This window comes from Neorhizobium tunisiense, assembly GCF_039631515.1.
GTDB lineage: Bacteria > Pseudomonadota > Alphaproteobacteria > Rhizobiales > Rhizobiaceae > Neorhizobium.
Genome location: NZ_JBDIUU010000001.1, coordinates 1,441,821 through 1,464,083, shown reverse-complemented (window position 1 = coordinate 1,464,083; position 22,263 = coordinate 1,441,821). Strand labels below are relative to the sequence as shown.

General features: G+C 61.8%; 23 protein-coding genes. 9 read left to right on the top strand and 14 right to left on the bottom strand.

Translation table 11 applies throughout. The annotated features are described in order from the left end of the window. Window positions 1-187: 187 nt before the first annotated feature. The 4 genes from ABCW43_RS07755 to ABCW43_RS07740 all read left to right on the top strand — a co-directional run bounded on the left by ABCW43_RS07755 (window position 188) and on the right by ABCW43_RS07740 (window position 4,637). Window positions 188-1,177 (top strand): MBL fold metallo-hydrolase, encoded by a 990-nt coding sequence (locus ABCW43_RS07755; protein ID WP_345922847.1) that lies wholly within the window; start codon window positions 188-190, stop codon window positions 1,175-1,177. A gap of 179 nt (window positions 1,178-1,356) precedes the next feature. Next, window positions 1,357-2,859 carry an IMP dehydrogenase gene (gene guaB, locus ABCW43_RS07750; RefSeq protein ID WP_345922846.1) on the top strand — a complete coding sequence of 501 codons (1,503 nt, stop codon included), beginning with the start codon at window positions 1,357-1,359 and terminating at the stop codon, window positions 2,857-2,859. A 233-nt stretch (window positions 2,860-3,092) separates the two neighbouring features. Next, window positions 3,093-3,512 carry an MAPEG family protein gene (locus ABCW43_RS07745; protein WP_345922845.1) on the top strand — a complete coding sequence of 140 codons (420 nt, stop codon included), beginning with the start codon at window positions 3,093-3,095 and terminating at the stop codon, window positions 3,510-3,512. A gap of 240 nt (window positions 3,513-3,752) precedes the next feature. Continuing rightward, complete coding sequence (locus ABCW43_RS07740) at window positions 3,753-4,637, top strand: dienelactone hydrolase family protein (RefSeq protein WP_345922844.1); 885 nt, start codon at window positions 3,753-3,755, stop codon at window positions 4,635-4,637. Between the two features lie 71 nt (window positions 4,638-4,708). On the opposite strand, the gene ABCW43_RS07735 is transcribed toward ABCW43_RS07740, so the two are convergent. From ABCW43_RS07735 to ABCW43_RS07725, 3 genes are read right to left on the bottom strand one after another with little or no spacing between them, the layout of a single operon-like run. Beyond that, complete coding sequence (locus ABCW43_RS07735) at window positions 4,709-5,023, bottom strand: type II toxin-antitoxin system RelE/ParE family toxin (protein WP_345922843.1); 315 nt, start codon at window positions 5,021-5,023, stop codon at window positions 4,709-4,711. Beyond that, the gene (locus ABCW43_RS07730; RefSeq protein WP_345922842.1) at window positions 5,023-5,301 is read right to left on the bottom strand and encodes a CopG family ribbon-helix-helix protein; all 279 of its coding nucleotides are present in this window, start codon (window positions 5,299-5,301) and stop codon (window positions 5,023-5,025) included. The genes ABCW43_RS07735 and ABCW43_RS07730 overlap by 1 nt, the downstream gene beginning before the upstream one ends. A 56-nt stretch (window positions 5,302-5,357) precedes the next feature. After that, a complete protein-coding gene (locus ABCW43_RS07725) occupies window positions 5,358-6,308 on the bottom strand; it encodes a LysR substrate-binding domain-containing protein (protein ID WP_024163461.1) in 951 nt (316 codons plus the stop codon). Window positions 6,309-6,503: 195 nt separating this feature from the next. Here ABCW43_RS07725 and ABCW43_RS07720 point away from each other — a divergent pair, with 195 nt between their 5' ends. Then, window positions 6,504-6,803: a YjiS-like domain-containing protein gene (locus tag ABCW43_RS07720; protein ID WP_105402102.1), complete on the top strand. Its 300-nt coding sequence runs from the start codon at window positions 6,504-6,506 to the stop codon at window positions 6,801-6,803. Between the two features lie 81 nt (window positions 6,804-6,884). Here ABCW43_RS07720 and ABCW43_RS07715 read toward each other — a convergent pair whose 3' ends face one another. From ABCW43_RS07715 to ABCW43_RS07690, 6 genes are all read right to left on the bottom strand, one after another. Next, window positions 6,885-7,790 carry a DUF937 domain-containing protein gene (locus ABCW43_RS07715; RefSeq protein WP_345922841.1) on the bottom strand — a complete coding sequence of 302 codons (906 nt, stop codon included), beginning with the start codon at window positions 7,788-7,790 and terminating at the stop codon, window positions 6,885-6,887. A gap of 91 nt (window positions 7,791-7,881) precedes the next feature. Continuing rightward, window positions 7,882-9,255: a glutamate--cysteine ligase gene (locus tag ABCW43_RS07710; RefSeq protein ID WP_345922840.1), complete on the bottom strand. Its 1,374-nt coding sequence runs from the start codon at window positions 9,253-9,255 to the stop codon at window positions 7,882-7,884. A gap of 127 nt (window positions 9,256-9,382) precedes the next feature. Then, window positions 9,383-10,120 carry a 16S rRNA (uracil(1498)-N(3))-methyltransferase gene (locus ABCW43_RS07705; RefSeq protein WP_345922839.1) on the bottom strand — a complete coding sequence of 246 codons (738 nt, stop codon included), beginning with the start codon at window positions 10,118-10,120 and terminating at the stop codon, window positions 9,383-9,385. 116 nt (window positions 10,121-10,236) lie between these two features. Beyond that, entirely contained in the window at window positions 10,237-11,742 is a 1,506-nt protein-coding gene (locus ABCW43_RS07700; RefSeq protein ID WP_345922838.1) for an inorganic phosphate transporter, read from the bottom strand. Window positions 11,743-11,885: 143 nt separating this feature from the next. Further along, window positions 11,886-12,392, bottom strand: coding sequence for an NUDIX hydrolase (locus ABCW43_RS07695; protein WP_345922837.1), 507 nt, complete (start codon window positions 12,390-12,392; stop codon window positions 11,886-11,888). 213 nt (window positions 12,393-12,605) lie between these two features. Beyond that, a complete protein-coding gene (locus ABCW43_RS07690) occupies window positions 12,606-13,379 on the bottom strand; it encodes a FadR/GntR family transcriptional regulator (RefSeq protein WP_345922836.1) in 774 nt (257 codons plus the stop codon). A 98-nt stretch (window positions 13,380-13,477) separates the two neighbouring features. Here ABCW43_RS07690 and ABCW43_RS07685 point away from each other — a divergent pair, with 98 nt between their 5' ends. From ABCW43_RS07685 to glcF, 3 genes are all read left to right on the top strand, one after another. Next, window positions 13,478-14,917, top strand: a complete 1,440-nt coding sequence (locus tag ABCW43_RS07685) for an FAD-linked oxidase C-terminal domain-containing protein (RefSeq protein WP_345922835.1) — start codon at window positions 13,478-13,480, stop codon at window positions 14,915-14,917. After that, a complete protein-coding gene (locus tag ABCW43_RS07680) occupies window positions 14,914-16,110 on the top strand; it encodes an FAD-binding protein (protein WP_345922834.1) in 1,197 nt (398 codons plus the stop codon). Before ABCW43_RS07685 ends, ABCW43_RS07680 begins: the two co-directional genes overlap by 4 nt. A 241-nt stretch (window positions 16,111-16,351) precedes the next feature. After that, window positions 16,352-17,656 (top strand): glycolate oxidase subunit GlcF, encoded by a 1,305-nt coding sequence (gene glcF / locus ABCW43_RS07675; protein ID WP_345922833.1) that lies wholly within the window; start codon window positions 16,352-16,354, stop codon window positions 17,654-17,656. A gap of 59 nt (window positions 17,657-17,715) precedes the next feature. On the opposite strand, the gene ABCW43_RS07670 is transcribed toward glcF, so the two are convergent. From ABCW43_RS07670 to ABCW43_RS07660, 3 genes are all read right to left on the bottom strand, one after another. After that, on the bottom strand, window positions 17,716-18,435 hold the full coding sequence (locus ABCW43_RS07670) for an outer membrane protein (protein WP_510749643.1): 720 nt from the start codon (window positions 18,433-18,435) through the stop codon (window positions 17,716-17,718). A gap of 183 nt (window positions 18,436-18,618) precedes the next feature. Beyond that, window positions 18,619-19,311: a L,D-transpeptidase gene (locus ABCW43_RS07665; RefSeq protein WP_345922831.1), complete on the bottom strand. Its 693-nt coding sequence runs from the start codon at window positions 19,309-19,311 to the stop codon at window positions 18,619-18,621. Window positions 19,312-19,474: 163 nt separating this feature from the next. Beyond that, window positions 19,475-20,233, bottom strand: coding sequence for a L,D-transpeptidase (locus ABCW43_RS07660; protein WP_445738906.1), 759 nt, complete (start codon window positions 20,231-20,233; stop codon window positions 19,475-19,477). 244 nt (window positions 20,234-20,477) lie between these two features. Between ABCW43_RS07660 and ABCW43_RS07655 the strand changes: the two genes are divergently transcribed. Next, window positions 20,478-21,107, top strand: a complete 630-nt coding sequence (locus tag ABCW43_RS07655) for a DNA-3-methyladenine glycosylase I (RefSeq protein ID WP_345922830.1) — start codon at window positions 20,478-20,480, stop codon at window positions 21,105-21,107. Here the strand turns inward: ABCW43_RS07655 and ABCW43_RS07650 are convergent. Together ABCW43_RS07650 and copM are read right to left on the bottom strand one after the other, a co-directional pair. Beyond that, a complete protein-coding gene (locus ABCW43_RS07650) occupies window positions 21,094-21,798 on the bottom strand; it encodes an HAD family hydrolase (protein ID WP_345922829.1) in 705 nt (234 codons plus the stop codon). The two genes, ABCW43_RS07655 and ABCW43_RS07650, sit on opposite strands and share 14 nt — an antisense overlap. A gap of 87 nt (window positions 21,799-21,885) precedes the next feature. Next, complete coding sequence (gene copM, locus ABCW43_RS07645) at window positions 21,886-22,257, bottom strand: CopM family metallochaperone (protein ID WP_345922828.1); 372 nt, start codon at window positions 22,255-22,257, stop codon at window positions 21,886-21,888. Window positions 22,258-22,263 lie beyond the last annotated feature (6 nt).

Below are 22,263 nucleotides of genomic sequence, written 5' to 3'. Positions count from 1 at the left end.
GCAATGGCGGGGATTGGCCCGTCCATAGACCTCTTGATCCCGTCTGCCAATTGCGGAATCTCACCATTTCCGATTTTGGGTCACGTCTGCGTGAAATCGGATTTCCTCGGCAGCAGGCGCGGCTATGTTCCCACCGCATGAGGCCCGATTTTGACGGTCCGGCATAATTCCAGGAGACAGCGACATCATGACGAATTCAGGTATCGGACGGCGCACCCTTATCGGTACAGCCGGTTTGGGCATCCTCGCTGCTCCGGCGATCATCAATGCCGGGGCTTTTGCCCAGGAGACGCAGAAATTGGCTATCGATCATGTGACCCCGCCGGATATCCATAAATTCAAGCTCGGCGGTTTCCAGGTTCTGGCGGTGAAGGATGGCGCCCGCCCCTCCGGTGCTCCCGGCGAGATCTTCGGCCTCAACCAGCCGCCCGAAACGCTCGCAGCGCTGCTGACCCAGAATTTTCTGCCGACGGACCAGTTCGTCAACAGTTTCTCACCGACGCTGGTCGATACCGGCAGTAACGTGATCCTGTTCGATATGGGTCTCGGCAAACCGGGCCGCGCCCAGGGCGTCGGACGCCTGATCGAAGGATTGGCAGCCGCCGGCTACATGCCGGAGGATATCTCGATCGTCGTCATCACCCACATGCATGGCGACCATATCGGCGGCCTCATGGAAGACGGCAAGCCGGCCTTCCCGAAGGCCCGTTACATCACGGGCCAGGTGGAATACGACTTCTGGACCGATGCCGCCCGCGCCGGCACGCCGGCGGAGGGCAACCAGAAGGGCGTGCTCGCCAATGTGAAACCGCTTGCCGAAAAAATGACCTTCCTGAAGGATGGCGGCGAAGTCGTTTCCGGCATCACCGCCATGTTGGCGCCGGGTCACACGCCCGGCATGTTGAACTTCAATATCGAATCGCAAGGCAAGCGCCTGATCCTCGCCGCCGATACGGTCAACCACTACGTCCTGTCGCTTCAGCGGCCCGAATGGGAGGTGCGCTTCGACATGGACAAGGCGCAAGGGGCGGCCACCCGCAAGAAGGTCCTCGACATGATCGCCACGGACAAGGTCGCCTTCCTTGGCTATCACATGCCCTTCCCGGCGGTCGGTTTCGTCGAAAAGCAAGGCACCGGCTACCGGTTCGTGCCGAAGAGCTACCAGTTCGACATCTGATTGTGCTGGAAAGCGATCAAAACCCGGGAGAAACGCCTCTCGGGTTTTTGCTATTCCCTTCTTGTCATGAACGTGTTACCAGCCCTCGCCAACTTCCAAGCAATTGTTGCCGGAGCGTCGGGACGTATAGAGTCGTTCCTGAGCGCATCCCGCATTTTCTAGATCGAAGGAATTTGGCAATGGCACGCATCATTGAAACCGCAACCGGCGCAGATGCGCTTACCTTCGACGACGTGCTCCTGCAGCCCGGCCATTCCGAAGTCATGCCGGGCCAGACGAATATCGCGACGAGCATCGCCCAGGATATCGAACTCAATCTGCCGATCATTTCCTCGGCCATGGATACGGTGACGGAAAGCCGGCTTGCCATCGCCATGGCGCAGGCAGGCGGCATCGGCGTCATCCACCGTAACCTGACCCCCATCGAACAGGCCGAACAGGTCCGCCAGGTCAAGAAGTTCGAAAGCGGCATGGTGGTCAACCCGGTGACGATCGGTCCGGACGCGACACTGGCCGAGGCGCTGTCGCTGATGAAGTCCTACAGCATTTCCGGCATTCCGGTGGTCGAGAACGGCGGCGGCCACGTCCCGGGCCGGCTGGTCGGCATTCTCACCAACCGTGACGTCCGTTTTGCGTCCGATCCGGCTCAGAAGATCTACGAACTGATGACCCGCGAGAACCTGATCACGGTCAAGGAAAGCAGCGTCGATCAGACGGAAGCCAAGCGCCTGCTGCACAAGCACCGCATCGAGAAGCTGCTGGTGGTGGATGGCGAAGGTCGCTGCGTCGGCCTGATCACCGTCAAGGACATCGAGAAGTCTCAGCTCAACCCCAATGCCTCCAAGGACGCTCAAGGGCGCCTGCGCGCTGCGGCCGCGATCAGCGTCGGCGACGATGGTTTCGAGCGCGCCGAACGTCTCATCGAGGCCGGCGTCGATCTTCTGGTCGTCGATACGGCCCACGGCCACTCGCAGCGAGTGCTCGACGCCGTCACCCGCGTCAAGCGCATCTCCAACCACGTACGCGTCATGGCTGGCAATGTCGCCACCTCAGACGGCACCAAGGCGCTGATTGATGCCGGCGCGGATGCGGTCAAGGTCGGCATCGGCCCCGGCTCGATCTGCACCACCCGCATCGTCGCCGGCGTCGGCGTGCCGCAGCTTGCGGCGATCATGTCGGCTGTCGAAGCGGCCCGCGCGCAGAACATTCCCGTTATCGCCGACGGCGGCATCAAGTTCTCGGGCGATCTGGCCAAGGCGATCGCCGCCGGCGCATCCGCCGTGATGATCGGCTCGCTGCTGGCCGGCACCGACGAAAGCCCGGGCGAGGTCTATCTCTACCAGGGCCGTTCGTTCAAAGCCTATCGCGGCATGGGCTCGGTAGGCGCCATGGCCCGCGGTTCCGCCGATCGCTACTTCCAGGCGGAAGTGCGCGACACGCTGAAGCTGGTTCCCGAAGGCATCGAGGGCCAGGTCCCCTATAAGGGTCCGGTCTCCGGCGTGCTGCACCAGCTTGGCGGCGGCCTGAAGGCGGCCATGGGGTATGTCGGCGGCGCCAATCTCAAGGAATTCCAGGAGCGCGCCACCTTCGTGCGCATCTCCGGCGCCGGCCTGCGCGAAAGCCACGCGCATGACGTGACGATCACCCGCGAGAGCCCCAACTATCCCGGTGGCGGTCTCTAATAGTCGTGGAGGGAGGAGGTATGGCCTCCTCCCTCCAATTTCAAAAGAAGTTGGACAGGATGCATGCCGGCGGGCCTCTTGGCGAGGTCGGGCGGTCTGCAGGCATGGATGAAACTGTCTGGCGCCGCTCGGACGGCGCCAGAACCTTGGGAGACGTGTCTTTCGGCGGTGGCTGCGCCATTGCGCATCGGAGAACCCGTGTTATTGGTCCCTCCGACGAGTGAGGAGAACCGATGCTTTCCAGTGACGCGACGCTCTGGCCGATGATAGCGCACGCCGCGCTGGTCTTCTTTCTCTACTGGCTCCTGTCGAAGAAACGGTCCATGGCTGTGAAGTCCGGCAGCGCTAAGGCCGGTCAGTTCCGTGAAAACCGAGAAGAGCCGCCCGAGAGCCTGGCCGTCCACAACAACCTCAAGAACCAGTTCGAGCTGCCGGTCCTGTTCTATGCCGTTTGCCTGATGCTGTATGTATCGACCGCAGACAATTGGGGCTCGGTTGCTCTCGCCTGGGTATTCGTGCTCTCCCGCTATGTGCATTCCTACGTGCATCTCACCAGCAACCGGCTCCGTTATCGCCGCCCGATCTTCATCCTCGGCTTCTTTGCAGTGATGGCTATGTGGGCCTGGCTCGCTATCTGGCTGGTTCTGAATTAGCGCGGCCAGCGCCGGGATGGGTTTGAGAGCCTGGGCCGCCTCGACCTTCCCGCCCGTGCTGGGGCCGATGGCGTCGTAAAACAGAGCGCCGCAGTGTCCGCCACAATCCTGGCGGGCTCGCCGATCAGGCAGGCCTCACGGACAAGTGTAGTATCCGGCACTTGGATCACTCAGTGTTTCATCTGCAAATGGCAGCTCCCCGGTATAGATTTCTCCGTCAAATGCTACGGAGGAATAGCCATGGACAACGAAACCCCGAAGATCACCCAGGCGATGATCGACGCCTACGACGAATACACCCACCTGACGCTGGACCGTCGCCGCTTCATGGAAAAGTTGACCCAGCTTGCCGGCTCCGGTGCAGCTGCGGCGGCAATCGCACCGCTGATCGGCGCGAGTTCCGCCATGGCGGACATCATTCCCGCCAATGACGATCGGCTGACCACGGAGGATGTCACCTATCCGGGCGCGGCCGGCGTGACGATGAAAGGCTACCTCGTAAAACCCAAGAATGCTTCCGGCACGCGCGGCGGCGTCCTCGTCATCCATGAGAACCGCGGCCTCAACGCCCATATCAAGGACGTCGCCCGCCGTATGGCGCTCGAGGGGTTCAATGCGCTCGCCGTTGACTTCCTGGCCCCCCAGGGCGGCACGCCGGCGGATGACGAGCAGGCCCGGCAGATGTTCTCTTCGCTGAAGCCCGAAGAGGTTTCGGCCAATGGCGAAGCAAGCCGCGCCTATCTCGCCGGCATCAGCGGCGCGAACGGCAAGGTCGGGGCGATCGGCTTCTGCTGGGGCGGCGGCGCGGTCAACAATCTCGCTGTGAAGTCCCCCGGCCTCAACGCCGGCGTCGCCTATTACGGCGCCCAGCCGAAGGCCGAGGACGTGCCCGCCATCAAGGCGCCGCTGATGCTGCACTACGGCGGTCTCGACGAGCGCATCAATGCCGGCATCCCGGCCTTCAGGGCGGCGCTCGAAAAGAACGGCAAGACCTTCGAGATCTTCGTCTACGACGGCGCCAACCACGCCTTCAACAACGATACCTCGTCGGCCCGCTACGACAAGGCCGCCGCCGATCTCGCCTGGAGCCGCTCGGTGGCGTTCTTCAAGAAGAACCTGGCCTGACGGATCTTTGGCGAGTATCTGTTTGGCTGCGACAGGAAGTCGGGGTCTGGCCCCGGCTTTTTGTTGGATGACTAGGTTTCGTCGGCGCTCTTGAAATCTAAAGGTGCTTTCGCATCTTTCTGCCGTTCATGCCGGATGGATGCAATCTCCACGACGCCCTTGCGTACACGTGCCGTCAATATCAGTGGCCGCATGACGATCCGGCGAGAGCCAGGGATCAAGCCACGTTCCGTCATTTCCGGAAATCGAGCGAGTTCCTCTTTCAACTTCGCCAGCCGAGCAAGGATCTTGCGCGCAGCAGCCGGGTTCTGCGCCGCAAGCTCGGCGATGTAAATGAGAAACCAGCGCTCGGCACTTGGCGAAAACCGAACTGTGGCGGGTGGCATCAACCGGCTCGTTTGGAGCGCTTTGCCTCGGCTGCCTCGATGATCGACGAGGCTTTGCTCAGCACGTCATCCAGATCGACGCCTTTGCCTTCATCCAGTTCCGCAAACCCTTCTGCGTCCTGAAGCAGTTCGACGCCTTCCTGTTCAAGATACTGGGTGAGCGCGCGAAGCATCACCCAAGTCCGATCACGATCGAGCACGGTCGCAATACGGTCATATTCGCTCACGAGCGTTGTCGGAAGTCGAAGGGATATTTGCGATTTGTCCTGCGTCAGCATGGGAAACTCCCTGTAAGACAGCGCATCACAGTGCAACCCATGCTAACCAAAGTCAATCACCACCCCGGCATCACCGAGCCGGCCCGGGCCCGCGGCATGCGCTGGAACGTTTTGACCTCGCCATCGAGATCGTCCGGCATCACGGCCGGCGAGATGTTGTCGAGGCAGGCGGTGATGTGGTCGGTGATGGCGTTCATCAGCGACGGCGAAAGTCCCGGCCGCTTCATCAGGCCGATCTGCACCGGCGGCAGCGGCGGAAAGCCGTCGGCGGACGACAGCACCTTCATGCCGGTGCGCAGCGCCGATTCCGGCAGCACCGAGACGGCCATGCCGGCAAGCACCGCGGCGGCGACGACAGTCGAGGACCAGCTCGTGAACAGGACCTGGTATTCGCGCCCGTCCGCATCGAGCGCCGAGCAGGCAAGCTGCCGCCACAGGCAATCGCGGCGGCCGACGGCGAGCGGCACCGGCGCGTCGTCCTTCAGCGGATGGTTGGCCGAGCCGACCCAGCAGAGCGGCTCCGTGCGCACCACGTCGGAAATCCGCTGCCGCGGGTTATGGGTGACGAGCGCGATATCCAGCTCGCCGCGCGCCATCTTTTCCGCAAGGCTGACCGAGGGCTCGCAGACGATATAGAGCTCGACATTGGGATGGGTCTTGGCGAAACGGCCGATGATTTCCGGCATGTAGCGGTCGGCGTAATCGTCCGGCGTGCCGATGCGCAGGGTGCCCTCGAGACGGTTGTCGTCGAAAGCGGCGATCGCCTCGTTGTTGAGGCGGATGATGCGCCGGGCATAGTTCAGGAGCTTTTCGCCCTCCGCAGTCAGCCGGTTGCCGCGGCCGTCCTTGGCGAACAGCTGCTTGCCGATCCGTTCCTCCAGGCGACGCATCTGCATCGACACGGCAGACTGGGTCTTGAATACGCGGTCTGCCGCTTTGGTGAAGCTGCCGGTGTCAACGATGGAAATGAAAGTATGCAACTGATCGATATCGAGCGGTGCGGACATGAGAATGATCCATCAGAGAGGTTGATGCTAATCATTAGAAACATTCGTTGGACTGATCAATAGGTTTTCCGCGATAAGGGGATCGCAAATCAAAATCGAAGGGTGCTTCTTCCCTGAGCGCCCAATCCGGGCAGCCTTTCCGTCGGACCTCCGCGGAAGGGATGGCCTTTCTCGTGCCTGCGAAAGGATAGACCAATGAGCACGACCGACTGCGGAACTGAACTCGATCTGGTTCATGAGGAGCGCGGCACGCAAGGCCGTCTGGCCGTCGTGATGCTGCGAACGAAATCCGTATGGCGTGCCTTTCGCAATCGTCTGGCGAGCAATCGCCTCCATGATCTCGACGACCGCCAGCTCAACGATATCGGCATCACACGGCATGATGTGGTGATGGCGCTTGATCGGTCCGGCGTGCTGGACGATCCGTCGCTGCTTCTGTCTCGCTCCGCTCGCGAGCGTGCGCGGCATCGCTTTGCAAGGCCGGCCAATCGCTGATCTTGCCTGACCTTTTCCCCGCAGGGTGATAGCCAATAGCCCTGCTGCTTGCCCGGCCGGTCGATCCGTGCCGGGCTTTTTTTATTTGGAAGGCTTGGGAGCGGCAGGCGTGGCCTCCGCTTCGGCATGGCCGCCTGCTCCATTGCGCAGATAGGTGTCGAAGATCGCTTCCATGTTCTTCTGGTAGTTTTTCTGCACTTCAAGACCACTGTCGAACATGTTGTTCAGCACGTCGTGATAGGGATTGGGCTCGTCCGCCGGCGCTTCCTTGGGTTTCTCGGGCGTCGGGGCTGCGGCCGGGCTAGGGCTGGTGAAGGCGCTTCCCATCATGTCCTGGAATGCCTTGGCGAAGGGATTGTCCGCGAATGGATTGCCGCCCAAAGGCTGCGGCTGTTCCGGCTTGTCGAGCCCCCACATGGAACGCATCGCCTGGGCGAAGGGATTGTCGAAGGGATTGGCAGCGGTCTGCGGCTTCGCCTTGGGCTGCAGGCCCATGCTTTCCAGCCATTGCTGCTGCATCTGGCCCATCGGGGAGGCGGCAAACGCATCGTTGGCGCCGGTCATCTGGCCGCTCATCTGCTTGAACAGCCCGCCCATCAATGTGTCGGCCATGGCCGGCATCATCTTCTTGAAGACTTCCTGGCCGATCCCTGTGAGTTGCTCGGCCTGCGCGGCGATCGCGCGGGAGACATCCTTCGAGCCGAACAGCTTTTCGAGCACCGCGTTACCGTCTGTCGTGCCCTGCGGCGTGAAGGCCTTGGTCAGGTCTTCGAAATATTTGCCATAGGCTCCAGACACCATGGTGCTCATCAGCGAGGTGAGATCATAGGGGTTGGCGCTGGTGCGCTTGAACCCGGAGGAAAAGGCGGGCATCAGCGCGGCCATGGCCTGGGTGGCCTGCTCCTGCGCCAGGTTGAACTGCTTGGCGATCGCCTCCATGCCTGCGCCGTTCTGAGCTCTGAGCATCATGTCGAACAGTGGCAGCATGGAGAGAATCCTTTCCGGTTCGGGTGATGTACCACTATATCCGGAAAGTGCTGAACGGAAACCGGTTTTTAGAACCGATCTCAATCTAGGGTCAGTATTGGTATTCCTCGAACACCGGATCGACCGAACCGTTCCAGCGGCCGTGGTAGAGCGACAGCATGTCATCCGCCATGGTGGTCTTCTTGGCGAGCACCTCGTCGAGCGGTTGCAGGAAGATGCTTTCGTCCTGGCCTTCGCCGTTCAGCCGCGCCCGTGCCTTCAAACCCGCCTTGGAGATCGCCACAGCCTCGCGGGCGATATCGAGCACCGGCTTGCCCTTGATCTCGGCCTTCAAGCCCTTTGCCGGTACGGCATCGCGCATCGCAATGACATCCTCGACCGTCCAGTCGGCCGTCAGCGTTTCCGCATCGGCAAGCGCCGTGTCGTCATAAAGCAAGCCGACCCAGAAGGCTGGCAGGGCGCAGATCCGCCGCCACGGGCCGCCATCGGCCCCGCGCATTTCGAGGAAGCGCTTCAGGCGAACGTCGGGGAAGAGGGTGGAAAGATGGTTGGTCCAGTCGCCCATCGTCGGTTCCCAGTCCTTGACCTCGCCTTTCAGCGCGCCGTTCATGAACTGACGGAAGGTGATATGCGTGCAATCGTGATACTTGCCGTCGCGAACGACGAAATACATCGGTACGTCGAGCGCCCATTCCACATAGTCCGCGAACCCGAAATCGTCTTTGAAGACGAAGGGCAGCACGCCGGAGCGCTGGTTGTCGGTATCGCGCCAGATATCGCCGCGCCAGGAGACCAGCCCGTTCGGCTTGCCTTCGGTGAACGGCGAGGAGGCGAACAGCGCGGTCGCGATCGACTGCAGCTTCATCGATACGCGCATCTTGGCGGCCATGTCCGCTTCCGAGGAGAAATCGAGGTTCACCTGGATCGTGCAGGTACGGTACATCATGTCGAGGCCCTTGGACCCGACCTTCGGCATGTAGCGCGTCATGATCTCGTAGCGGGATTTCGGCATGCGCGGGGTTTCCGCGAGTGTCCATTTCGGACTGCCGCCGATGCCGAGGAAGCGGATGCCCATCGGTTCGGCGATTTCGCGCAGAACCGCGAGATGCTTGTTCGATTCCCGACAGGTCTCGTGAATGGTCTCGACCGGTGCACCGGAAAGCTCGAACTGCCCGCCGGGCTCGATGGAGATCGCACCCATGCCGGAATGTTCGGCAAGCCCGATGATGTTCTCGCCGTCCATGATCGGCTCCCAGCCGAGCTTGGCTTGCATGCCTTTCAGCAGTGCGGAGATGCTGGCATCGCCGAAATAGGGAACCGGGCTGTTGTCTTCCCGGAAAAAGGCGAATTTTTCATGCTCGGTGCCGATGCGGAAATCTTGCCTCGGCCGCGGTCCCTTCGCCAGGTAGGCGGAAAGCTCGGACACCGAGGTCAGCGGTGTCTGGTCGGTCGTATCGCGGGCCATGAAAATTACCTTGCTCGGAATGCCTGATCTGGACGGATAACCGGCTGATTGGACCGGATTGATGTGCGCTGCAAGTGAATTTCTTTCAAGGTAGGTTCAGAATTTCAAGACCCTCATGTCAAGCGGGTTACCGCCAGTCGCCCACCGCTGCCTGGATGACCGCAAGCGCTGCGACCGCGGCCGTATCCGCCCTGAGGATCCGGGGCCCGAGCGGGATCGCGGTGATGAAGGAAAGCGAACGCAGCCTTTCCCGTTCCTCTTCCGAAAATCCGCCTTCCGGGCCGACCAGCAGCGCCAGCTTGCTCTCTTTGATCGCCGAGAGGATCGGTAGCGGATTCTGGCCCTCGTCGCCTTCGTCGCAGAAGATGATGCGCCGATCGTGGGGCCAGCTGTCGAGCAGGTCACCGAGCTTCTTCGGCGGCGCGACCTCCGGTATCGACAAAATGCCGCACTGCTCGGCTGCTTCCACCACATTCGCCTGAAGCCGGTCCATGCTGGTGATCTTGCCCTGCACGTGCTGGGTCATGACCGGCTGGATGAACCCCGCACCCATCTCGACCGCCTTCTGCACCAGATAGTCGAGGCGACCGACCTTCAGCGGCGCGAAGAGATAATGCAGGTCGGAGGCCGGCGGCTGCGGCCGGGTTTCCTCGATCGCTTCCAGTACGATCTTCTTGCGGGTCGGATAGGTAATTTTCGCCTTCCACTCGCCGTCGCGGCCATTGAAGAGCAGGATCGTCGAACCTTCCTCCATCCTCAGCACGTTGGCGAGATAGTTGAACTGCTCAGACGAGGCCTCATGGCGGGCACCGGCGCCGAGCGGCGCCTCGATGAACAGCCTCTGCATCCGGAAATTGGCGCGCATGGAAACCTCGAAGCCCAGAGCATGTCGCGCAAAAGTGTGCAGCGGTTTTGCGACGACGACATGCGAAAAAACAAGGATCTAAAGCGTCACTGGCGAATCTGAAAGATCCCGACGCTTTAGACGAACAGCGCGAACATAGCCGTGGCGATCAGCGCCGCAAGGGTTGCGGCAGCCGGAAGCGTGATCATCCAGGCGGCGATGATGCTGAGGAAATGCGAACGCCGCACCAGGTAACGCCGTTTCAGTTCGTCGTCATTGCGTTCGAAGGGCTCGGTGGTATCGAGGTCCTTGCCGGCCCGCACCCGCATGTATTCGAAGCGGCGGCGGGAATGGCGGGTATACCATTCGCGGAAGAAGCCGACGCCGAACACCGCGCCGACGGCAATATGGGTCGAGGAGACCGGCAACCCGATCCATGAGGCGACGATCACCGTCAGCGCCGTCGACAGCGAGACGCAATAGGCGCGCATCGGATTGAGCTTGGTGATCTCGGCGCCGACCAGCCGGACAAGTTTAGGGCCGTAGAGCAGCAGGCCGAGCGAGATCCCGAGGCCACCGATGATCAGTTCCCAGAGCGGAATACGCACGCCGGTCGAAATGCCCCGTTGGGCCGCAGAAACGATCGCCGCAAGCGGACCGATGGCGTTCGAAACGTCATTGGCGCCATGCGCGAACGAGAGCAGCGCCGCAGAAAGGATGAGCGGAATACGGAAGAGCGTGCGAAGCGACTGGTTGCGGTTTTCGAGCCCCTCGGCTTGCCGGGTGATCACCGGGATCAGCAGGCGCCAGGCCGCGAGGCCGGTCAGGAGGGCGATCAGCGTCGCAACCGGCGCCGACACGTCCACCAGCTCCCCCAGCCCGAGCAGCGCCAGATAGCCTGCAAAGGCGCCGGTCATCACGCCGATCAGCACCGGCACCCATTTCTTGGCCGCGGCAATCTTGTCCTCGCGGTAGATGATGGTTTCCTTGACGAAGAACAGGAAGGCGGCAGCGATAAAGGCGCCGAGGATCGGCGAAAAGACCCAGCTTGACGTGATGCCCGCAATCGTTCCCCAATTGACTGCGGAAAGTCCGGCGGCCGCGATCCCGGCGCCCATGACGCCGCCGACGATCGAATGGGTGGTGGAAATCGGTGCGCCGAGCCAGGTCGCGACATTGATCAGCACCGCGGCCGAAAGGAGTGCCGCCATCATCGCCCATATCAGCACGTCGGGGCTGGTGATCATCCCGCCCTGCATGATGCCGTTGGCGATCGTATTGGCGACGCCCCGACCGGCGAGCACGGCACCGGCCACTTCGAAGATGGCTGCGAGACCGAGGCCGAAGGTCATGGTCATGGCGCGGGCGCCGACTGCCGCGCCGATATTGTTGGTGACGTCGTTGGCGCCGATGTTCATTGCCATATAGGCGGCGAGGCCGGACGCGGCGATGACGACGACGGCACCGGGCTTTCCGGTCACATAGGATGCGGCAAATATGGCGACCAGGATGATGAACAGCAGGGCCGTTCCCGGCGCGGCAAGCCCGCGCGACATCTGCCGGGCGGCTTCCTCCACAGAGGAGAATTTCTCCAGATCCTTGTCGAGCGTCGGCTTCGCCAGGCGCGGCCTTCTCTGGCCCATATCTCCATCCTTGGGTGAAAAGCGAGGCGCGAGAACGGAGCTGCCCGCCGTCTCCGTCTCCCGGAAGAAATCAAGGCCTACCGCTTAATAGCGTGCGCAGGCGAAGGCAATATCGCGGAATTGTGAAGGTACTTCGAAGTGCTCTAACTTGCAGCCTTGATCGAAAGCTGTGGAACACGGGGCTGCATTCTTTCTGCGAACTGCAGGAAGAGAATCTTCAGTTCCGGTTCGTTGACGCGCATCGCGGCCTCCTCACAGGAAACCCATTCCAGTGTCCGAGAGCCCTTTTCCGGGTAGCTTTTCAGGCATTCGTCCACTTCGAGCGCGTGGACCTGCACCCGCACAGGAATCTTCAGCCCGTTATCGAGGGTCTTGCGATAGTGATAGAAACCGAGTGGTTCCTTTTCCACCCTGCCCTTGACGCCGACCTCTTCGAACGCTTCGCGTTCGGCGACCTGGTGAGCTTTCTTGTCGGTCATCGGCCAGCCCTTCGGCACGACCCAGCGGCCGGTATCGCGGCTGGTCGCAACAAGAACCTCGAGTTGTCCCGGCTTCTTTTTTATCCGGTAGCAAAGCGCAGCATATTGCTGCCGCGGCGGCCGCTGCAGCATCAACCGAAGATTGCTCGTAACCCGATCCATCAAGCCCAATTTCTGTTTCGTCCTCCAGCAAATGGTAATTTACTAATATAATGCTTGCGCGAGGATTAACGACCCCCAGCGACTTTTTTGGGAAGAATCACGGTGGATAACGACCCCGGAAGCAATAACCATTGTGAGGCCACTAAGTTTCACGTCAATAGAAATTTGCACAGGTGTTCAATTGTAATTGTGCATGAGGTCCGGCCATCCGTAGGGGCGGCCTCAAATCTTGGTCTGAATCATCCTGAGTTGTGCGATCCGGCTCCATTCACCGGTGCGTTCGGCCTCGTCGGTGACCTTGGAAATGAAGTCGATATGGTCTTCCGCAGCCTGCCTGGCTTTGGAGGGGTCGCCATCCAGGATCGCCCGCCCGATCGCCTCGTGTTGGATCATCACGGCATCATGGGCGCCGCCGACATTGAAGATGATGCGGCGGTTATAAAAGATCCCGTCGCTGAGCAGCCGGTAGCAGGCTCTGAGCGTGTGCATCAGAACGATATTATGCGCCGCATCGCCGACGGCATTGTGAAATTCGACGTCGGAGTTCAGTTCATCCTCGAAACGCCCGTCCCGATGGGCACCGCGCATCGTCTCCAGGATGCGTTCGATCAGTTGTCTGTCGGTATCGGTCGCCCGCCTGGCGGCAAGCTCCGCCGTCATCCCTTCGAGCTGGCGGCGATATTCGAGATAGTCGTGAACCGCCCGCTGATGCCGGCGGATCAGCGCGACGAGCGGCGGCGAGAAGATCTGGCCGACGATATCGGCCACATAGGTGCCGCCGCCATGCTGGCTCACCAGCAGCCCGCGTGCCTCCAGCTCTTTCAGCGCCTCCCGCAGGATCGGCCGGGAAATGTCGAACCGCTGCGCCAGCTCGCGTTCGCCCGGCAGGCGATCGCCGTCGCGCAGCACGCCGTTGAGGATCAGGCTTTCGATCTGAAGAATGACCTCGTCCGCAGTTCGACCATGCGGCACCGGCGCGAAAAGCTCATGCGTCAACTTTGCCGTCTCCAAATCGGGTGATGCCAGCCGGGCGTTCGGCTTCTTGTAACACTGGTAAAAAAAGTATACCAGTTGAATGTCTTTAGGAGGAGCCGGTGGCCGATACGATCAGTTTTCTGAAGCCTCGCGAGTCGGTGCTGTCGCGCCGGGCGGCGATCATCGCCGACCTGACCGAGCTTCTGCCGCCCGAATGCCTGGTGCACGAGGCGCGCGAGCTGGTGCCTTTCGAGACGGACGCGTTCGTCTCCTACCGCCGCCTGCCGCTTGCTGTCGCCCTGCCGAAGACCACGGCGCAGGTGGCCGCGGTGATGAAATACTGTCATCGCTACGGCATTCCGGTCGTGCCGCGCGGGGCCGGCACCTCGCTTTCCGGCGGTGCCATTCCGCAGGAGGATGCGGTCGTGCTCGGTCTTTCCAAGATGTCGCGCATCCTCGAAGTCGACTACGCCAACCGCACCGCCATCGTGCAGGCCGGCGTCACCAACCTCAACATTTCCGAAGCGGTCGGCATCGACGGCTTTTTCTATGCGCCGGATCCGAGTTCGCAGCTCGCCTGCACGATCGGCGGCAATATCGGCATGAATTCCGGCGGCGCCCACTGTCTGAAATACGGCGTCACCACCAATAACCTGCTCGGCGTGAAGATGGTGCTGGTCGACGGCACGGTGATCGAGCTCGGCGGCAAGCACCTGGATGCGGCGGGTTACGATCTGCTCGGCCTCGTCTGCGGCTCCGAGGGCCAGCTCGGCATCGTCACCGAGGCGGTGGTGCGGCTGATCGCCAAGCCTGAAGGTGCGCGCCCGGTCCTGTTCGGCTTCGACACGTCCGAACATGCGGGTGCCTGCGTCGCCGATATCATCGGCTCGGGCATCATCCCGGTCGCCATCGAATTCATGGACAAGCCGGCGATCGAAATCTGCGAGGCCTTCGCCCATGCGGGTTATCCGCTGGATGTGGAAGCGCTGCTGATCGTCGAAGTGGAAGGTTCCGAAGCGGAAATGGAGGCGATGCTGAAAGCCATCGTCGAGATCGCCGGGCGCCATGGCGTCAAGACCGTGCGCGAAAGCCAGTCGGCAACCGAGGCGGCGCTGATCTGGAAAGGCCGCAAATCCGCCTTCGGCGCGACCGGTCGCATTGCCGATTATATCTGCATGGATGGCACCGTGCCGCTCGGCAAGCTCTCCTATGTGCTGAACAAGACATCCGAAATCGTCGATCGTTTCGGGCTTCGGGTCGCGAATGTCTTTCATGCCGGCGACGGCAACATGCACCCGCTGATCCTGTTCAACGCCAACGACCCCGAGGATGCGGCCAGGGCTGAGGAGGCCGGCAACGAAATCCTGAAACTCTGCGTCGATGCCGGCGGTTGCCTGACCGGCGAACACGGCGTCGGCATCGAGAAACGCGACCTGATGCGCCACCAGTATTCGGAGGCTGACCTCAACCAGCAGATGGCGGTGCGCTATGCCTTCGATGAAGGCTGGATACTCAACCCGTCCAAGGTCTTTCCGCTGGATGGACGGCCTGCCGCATGACGCTGATACCGAATTCCGAGGCGGATGCCGCCTATATCATCCGCAATGCCGCGAACGACGGCAAGAAGCTCGCGCTGTGCGGCGGCAATACCCGCGCCGGTTTCGGCAACTCTGCCGAGCCAGCCGAAATGATGAACTCGACCGGTCTTTCCGGCATTGTCGACTACGAGCCGGCGGAAATGGTGATGACGGTCAAAGCCGGTACGCCGGTCGCCGAGATCGAGGCGACGCTTGCCGCCAACCGGCAGATGATGGCTTTCGAGCCGATGGACCACCGCGGCGTCATGGGCACGCTCGGCGAACCGACGATCGGCGGCGTGTTTGCCGCCAATGTCTCCGGCCCGCGTCGTTTCGTCTCCGGCGCCGCCCGCGACAGCCTGCTGGGCATCCGGTTCATAAACGGTCGGGGCGAGGCGATCCGCGCCGGCGGACGGGTGATGAAGAACGTCACCGGCCTCGATCTGGTCAAGCTTCTGGCCGGCTCGCACGGCACACTCGGCTTCCTGACCGAAGTGACCTTCCGGGTGCTGCCGGTGCCGCAGGCGGTGGAAACCATCGTCATTTCCGGTCTCGACGATGCCGGTGCCGCAAAGGCGATGGCGGCGGCGATGGCGCTGCCGGTCGAAGTTTCGGGCGCGGCCCACCTGCCGCAGACCGTCCGGTTCCGTTTCCTCGGCGGTGCCTTGCCGAGCGGGGAGGCGACTGTCCTGCGCCTCGAAGGCCTTGCGGCCTCGGTTGCCGTGCGGGCCGAAAAACTGACCGCTGTCATGGAGGCATTCGGTCCGGTCTCGCGGGTGGGTCTGGAGGAGAGCCAAACGCTCTGGCGTCAGATCCGCGATGTCTATCCCTATTCCGATGGGACGCTGAAACCCGTCTGGCGCGTCTCGATCGCCCCATCCGCGGGCCACCAGCTCGTTGCCGCCCTCCGGCTCGAAACCGGTGTCGATGCCTTCTACGACTGGCAGGGTGGGTTGGTCTGGATGCGGATGGAAGCCGACCCGGAAGCGGATTTGCTGCGCCGCTATATCCGCGCTCTCGGCGGCGGCCACGCGACGCTTCTGCGGGCATCGGATGCGGTGCGCGCCCAAACTCCGGCTTTCGAGCCGCTGCCGGACGCGGTGGCGGCGCTCTCGGCCCGCGTCAAACAGAAACTCGACCCGGCCGGCATTTTCTGCCTGGGCAAGATGGGGTGATGAATATGTCTTCGCTTTCACCCGGCCGCCCCCCTCTGTCCTGCCGGACATCTCCCCCACAGGTGGGGAGATCGGCTGGGCGCGCCGACATTGCTCCAATCGCAAGGTTGAAGATGGGCGAAGCCTCGCCACGATTCGATCTCCCCCCTTGTGGGGGAGATGTCCGGCAGGACAGAGGGGGGTGGGCCTCAGGATGCCGAACCATCGGCAGACATGCAGCCTCAGCGAGGGATACCCAATAATGCAAACCAACTTCACCCTCGCTCAGCTTGCCGACCCGCATGTCGCCGAATCCGAAAGGATCCTTCGCCGCTGCGTTCATTGCGGGTTCTGCACCGCCACCTGTCCCACCTACGTCACCCTCGGCAATGAGCTCGACAGCCCGCGCGGCCGCATCTATCTCATCAAGGACATGCTGGAAAACGGCCGCCCGGCGGATGAGGAAGTGGCCACCCATATCGACCGCTGTCTCTCCTGCCTTGCCTGCGTCACCACCTGTCCCTCCGGCGTCGACTACATGCACCTTGTCGACCATGCCCGCATCCATATCGAGAACACCTACCGGCGCCCGCTGATCGATCGCCTGATCCGCAACCTGCTTGCCGCTGTCCTGCCTTATCCCGCTCGTTTCCGCGCGGCACTCGCTCTCGCAAAGCTCGGTCGTCCCTTCGCGCCGCTGCTGAAGCGTGTGCAGGTGCTGAAGCCTCTGGGGGCAATGCTGGATCTTGCGCCGAAATCCGTCGCCGGGGTTTCAGGCTCGGCGGCGCCCGGCACGCATGTTCCGGAGATCGAGAAGCGCGGCCGTGTCGCGATCCTGTCGGGCTGCGCCCAGCCGGTGCTCGATCCGGGCATCAACGAAGCTACGCTCCGGCTTCTCGCCCGGTTCGGCGTCGAAGTGGTGGTGCCCGAGGGCGAGGGCTGTTGTGGCGCGCTCGTGCATCACATGGGCCGCGAGGAGCATGCGCTTGATTTCGCCCGCCGCAATGTCGATGTCTGGACGCGCGAGATCGACAATGGCGGCCTCGACGCGATCATCATCACCGCGTCGGGATGCGGCACGACGATCAAGGACTACGGCCACATGCTGAGGCTCGACCCGGCCTATGCGGAAAAGGCGGCCAAGGTATCGAGCCTCGCCAGGGACATTACCGAATATCTGTCGTCGCTCGACCTGCCGAGACTCGAGTCGAAACGGCTCAACGTCGCCTATCACTCCGCCTGTTCGATGCAGCATGGCCAGAAGATCACCATGGCGCCGAAGAACCTGCTGAAGGCGGCGGGCTTCACCGTCCGCGATCCGGGCGAGGGGCATCTGTGCTGCGGTTCCGCCGGCACCTACAATATCCTGCAGCCGGACATCTCGGCGGAGTTGAAGGCCCGCAAGGTCAGGAATATCGAAGCCACCAAGGCCGATGTGATCGCCACCGGCAATATCGGCTGCATCACCCAGATCGCGTCCGGCACGGCGATTCCGATCCTGCACACGGTGGAGCTTCTGGACTGGGCCTATGGCGGCCCGAAGCCGGAAAAGATCCCGGCAAGATAAATTAGGTCCAACAAAAAAGCCGGCGAAATCGCCGGCTTTTCCGTGAAGGGTTTTAAGCCTCAGAACTTGTAGGAGACGCCGAGGTTGATGGCGTGCGTCAGGATGTTGGTCTTCAGCGAGGCACCGCTGTCGATATCCACATCCACGAACGAGTAGTTGCCCTTGTATTCGGCGAACATCGACCACTTTTCGGTCAGCTGATACTTTACGCCGGCCTGGGCCTGGATCGTCGCGCCACCGAACTGATATTCGAAGGTGCGGCCGGAAGCGCGGGTCACTTCGACATGCGGCACGTTGATACCGACACCGGCGCCGACATAAGGCGTCCACTTGCTGCCTTCGATCGGGAACTTGTAGAGCGCGTTGAGCGTCAGCAGGTTCAGGCCGTCGGTGAATTCGAAGACGCTCCAGCCTCCAGCCTTGGCCATGGTTTCGTCGTCTGCATAGACCTTGGCGTGGGTGTAATCGAGCGAAACACCCCAGTTCGTCAGGGCGCCGCCATCGAACCAATAGGTGCCGCGGACGCCCCAGTAGGGCGGCATCGCGAAGGGCTTGGTATCCCAGCCGGCTGCGAAATCCGGTCCGTCCGAGACGTCGACATCGGAGTGCGGTGCGAACTGGTAACCGCCGTAACCGGAGATTTCAAATCCGCCGGTGTGAACCGGAGCCACATAGGCGGGGCTCGCTGGTGTCATGTCGGCCGCTTGAGCCGGAGCAATATAAGCAAGGCCAGCGGTGAGAAGCGTGGAAGAGAAGGCGAAAGAAAGAATTTTGCGCATGAATCAGCCTGCAGGGAGGAACGTTGGCTTTTTTGATGACTCAATGTTTAGCGGCGGATGCATCGGCGGTCTGTGCTTTTTGTGCATCAGTCGCCGACGAAGCTAGGCGATTTATGGTTAACGAAGTCTAAACCCCTGAAAAGGGCAGTGTTTGCCGCCCTTTTTGACCGTTTGCAGGGTGTCTCAGCCGCCGAAAATTGTGCCGAAAATATCGATGCCCCGATCCTTGAAATCGACGTTCCCCTGCCGGTTGCCGGGGCCGATGACGATCACCTTGGTGCCGATGTCGGCGCGCGAATAAAGATGCTCGACATCCTTGTTCATCATCCGGATGCAGCCGGACGACATGTTGAGGCCGATCGTCCAGGGCTGGTTGGTGCCGTGGATGCGGAAGATCGTGTCGCGGCCGCCCTTGTAGAGATACATGGCGCGGGCGCCGAGCGGATTGTCGATGCCGCCTTCCTGCACGGCCGGCAGGATGCGGCCGGCGCGGCGTTCGCGCACGCGCATCTCGGCCGGCGGTGTCCAGGAGGGCCACTCCGCCTTGCGGCCGACATTGACGACGCCCGACCAGCCGAACCCTTCGCGCCCGACGCCGATGCCGTAGCGTGTCGCCCGGTTGGGGCCTTCGATATAGTAGAGGAACTTGTTGTTGGTATCGACGATGATCGTGCCGGGCTTTTCGGTCGATGAGAAGCGCACCATGCGGCGCCTGAATTCTTCCGGCACTTCCCGCGGCATCGCGACCAGCGTCACGTCGCTCGTCGGGCGTTCGATAAACGGCGCCGCCGGGCCGAATGCGCTGGCATGTCCGGCGGTGAAGAAGATCGCGCCAGCCATCCCCATGGCCATCGCGAGGGTCTTGCCTGTCCTCATTCCCCCAATCCTCATCCTAAGGTCCTCTCCGATTTGTTGAACGGCGGAGGCTAACCGACTCGGGCGGCAAAACAAGCAGGGGTAGGTCCAATAAAGAAGATGTGATGGTAAAAAGGCGGCGGGACTGTGTCTTCGCCGCCTCACCTTGGCAGACCGGCCGGCGTTACATGACGATGACCTTGGTGCCGATATTCACCCGTTCGTAGAGATCGGTGACATCTTCGTTGCGCATGCGGATGCAGCCGGAGGAGACGGCGCTGCCGATCGACCACGGCGCGTTGGTGCCGTGGATGCGGTAGAGCGTCGAGCCGAGATACATGGCCCGGGCACCGAGCGGGTTTTCCGGTCCGCCGTCCATGCGGGCCGGCAGGTAATGTCCCTTGGCCGCTTCGCGCTGGATCATTTCCGAAGGCGGCGTCCAGTCCGGCCACTCGGACTTGCGGCTCACCCGGTGTTCGCCGGCCCATTCGAAACCCGGCTTGCCGACGCCGACGCCGTAGCGGCGGGCCTGGCCATTGCCCGTGACCAGATAAAGGAAGCGGTTATTGGTATCGATGACGATCGTACCGGCCTTTTCCTTGGTGTCGTAGGTGACGGTCTGCGGCAGGAACTGCGGTTCGATCTGGCTGCGGATCGGCTGCGGCCGCATCGCCACCTGCTGCACGGGCGAGCGGTCGAAGATGCCGCGGCGAACCATCGGCTGCTGCTGCTCACGCTGCTGGTAGATCGCACGCGGTTGGGCCGCCTGGCGCGGATAGACGACCGGGCGGCCGTTCGGGCCCGCAAGCTGCATCACCCAGGGGGCGGCAAGATCGGGGCTGACGACGACGGGCGGGCGCTCGCGATAGCGGTCCTGGGCAAGAGCGGCGGAACTTGAAAAGGCGGCGGCAAGGCCGAAGGCCAGGAAAAGGGTTTTCTTCATGATCGGATCCACACGTTACAAATCACCGACCGGACGCCCCTCAAACACTTGGATAATCAGGCGTCGGTGTTGACGAACATGGTGACCGCGAGGTGAAAGCGAATGGTAAACGGGTGGAACATTGAAAGCCGGCCGGCCTATAAACCTTTTGGCAGGGTTACCGCCCGGTTTTGAAACATGGTTGACCGATGTTAAAGCCGGCGGAAAAGCCGTTAACCAAAGCTCGGGGCTAAAGGAATTGGGAATGGAAAAGGCGGGAATCATCCTCGGCGAGGACGGCAGGGGGCGTTGCGCCTGGCATGGTGGTCTCGAAGACTACCGGCACTATCACGACGAGGAATGGGGCCGGCCGGTGACCGACGATGTCCGGCTGTTCGAAAAGATCTGCCTCGAGGGGTTCCAGTCCGGCCTGTCCTGGCTGACGATCCTCAGGAAGCGCGAAAATTTCCGCGCTGCCTTCGCCGGTTTCGATTTCGTCGAGGTCGCGCGGTTCGGCGAGGCGGATATCGCCCGCTGCCTCGCTGATGCCGGCATCATCCGCCATCGCGGCAAGATCGTCTCGACCATCAACAATGCCGCCCGCGCCATCGAGCTCCGTGACGAATTCGGCTCGCTCGCCAAATTTTTCTGGAGCTTCGAACCGGCCCCACATCTGCGCCCGGCAGTGATGGATCTTGCGACGCTGAGGGCCAATCCCACGACGCCGGTATCGGTGCAGTTGTCGAAAGCCCTGAAGAAGCGCGGCTGGACCTTCGTCGGCCCGACCACCGTCTACGCCTTCATGCAGGCCATGGGCATGGTCAATGACCATCTCGACGGCTGTTTCTGCCAGCGAGAGGTCGACGAGCTGAGGCTGAAATTCAAGCGCCCGTGATCTTCGAGATCACCGAAGTCAGTTCGCCGAGATGGTCGATCTGGCGGAAGCGCGGTGCTGCGGTCGGCGCGTCCACATGTTCCAGAACCCAGGTCAGCGCATGCGGCACGAACACGCCGTAGCTTCCGGCAGCGATCGCCGGCACGATGTCTGATTTCAGCGAATTGCCGACCATCATTGCCCGTTCCGGCCCGTCCGCCACTTTCGAGAAGATGCGGCGATAGGTGGTGGCGTTCTTGTCGCTGACGATTTCGACCGCATCGAAGAAATCACCGAGGCCGGATTGTGCGAGCTTGCGTTCCTGGTCGAACAGGTCGCCCTTGGTGATCAGCACCAGCAGATATTCGCCGTTCAAGGCCTCCAGCGTCTCTTCCACATGCGGCAGCGTTTCGACCGGATGGCGCAGCAGGTCACGGCCGATATCGAGGATTTCGCCGATTATCCTGGTCGGCACCTTGCCGCCGGTGATCTCGATCGCCGTTTCGATCATCGACAGGGTAAAACCCTTGATGCCGAAGCCGTAATGGGAAAGATTGCGTTTTTCCGCGTCCAGCAGCCGCTCGGAGATATGAGCGCCTTCGGCGAACTCGCCGAGCAGCCTGGCGAAGTGTTCCTCCGTCAGCCGGTAATATTGTTCGTTCTGCCAAAGCGTATCGTCGGCATCGAAGCCGATGGCGGTAATCGGGCGCATGGATCTGCCTCCATTCGCTGATATGGCGAAAAAGGGCGCGCCGGGCAAGATGAAAGCCTGCCCGGCGCCGATCTACATCAAGGCTTGTTACTTGCTGTGCGCCTTTAACCAGGCCTGCATCTCGGCGATTTCTGCCTCCTGCGCTTTGATGACGGCTTCAGCGAGCTTGCGGATTTCGGGGTCCTTGCCATGTGCAAGCTCGACCTTGGCCATGTCGATCGCGCCCTGGTGATGCGGGATCATGCTGCGCACGAAATCCGCATCCGTATCCCCGGAATACTGGATCGCCATGTCCTTGTGCATTTTGGCGTTCGCATCTTCGAATGCCTTGGTGGAGGGGCTGCCACCTGTCGGCATGCTCATCTTGGAGTGGTCCATCCCCTTCATCTCCTGCGCGGCGAGCGGGCCGGTCATGAAAGCGGAGAGGGCGGCGGTCATGAGAATGATTTTTGCAGACATAGGTTT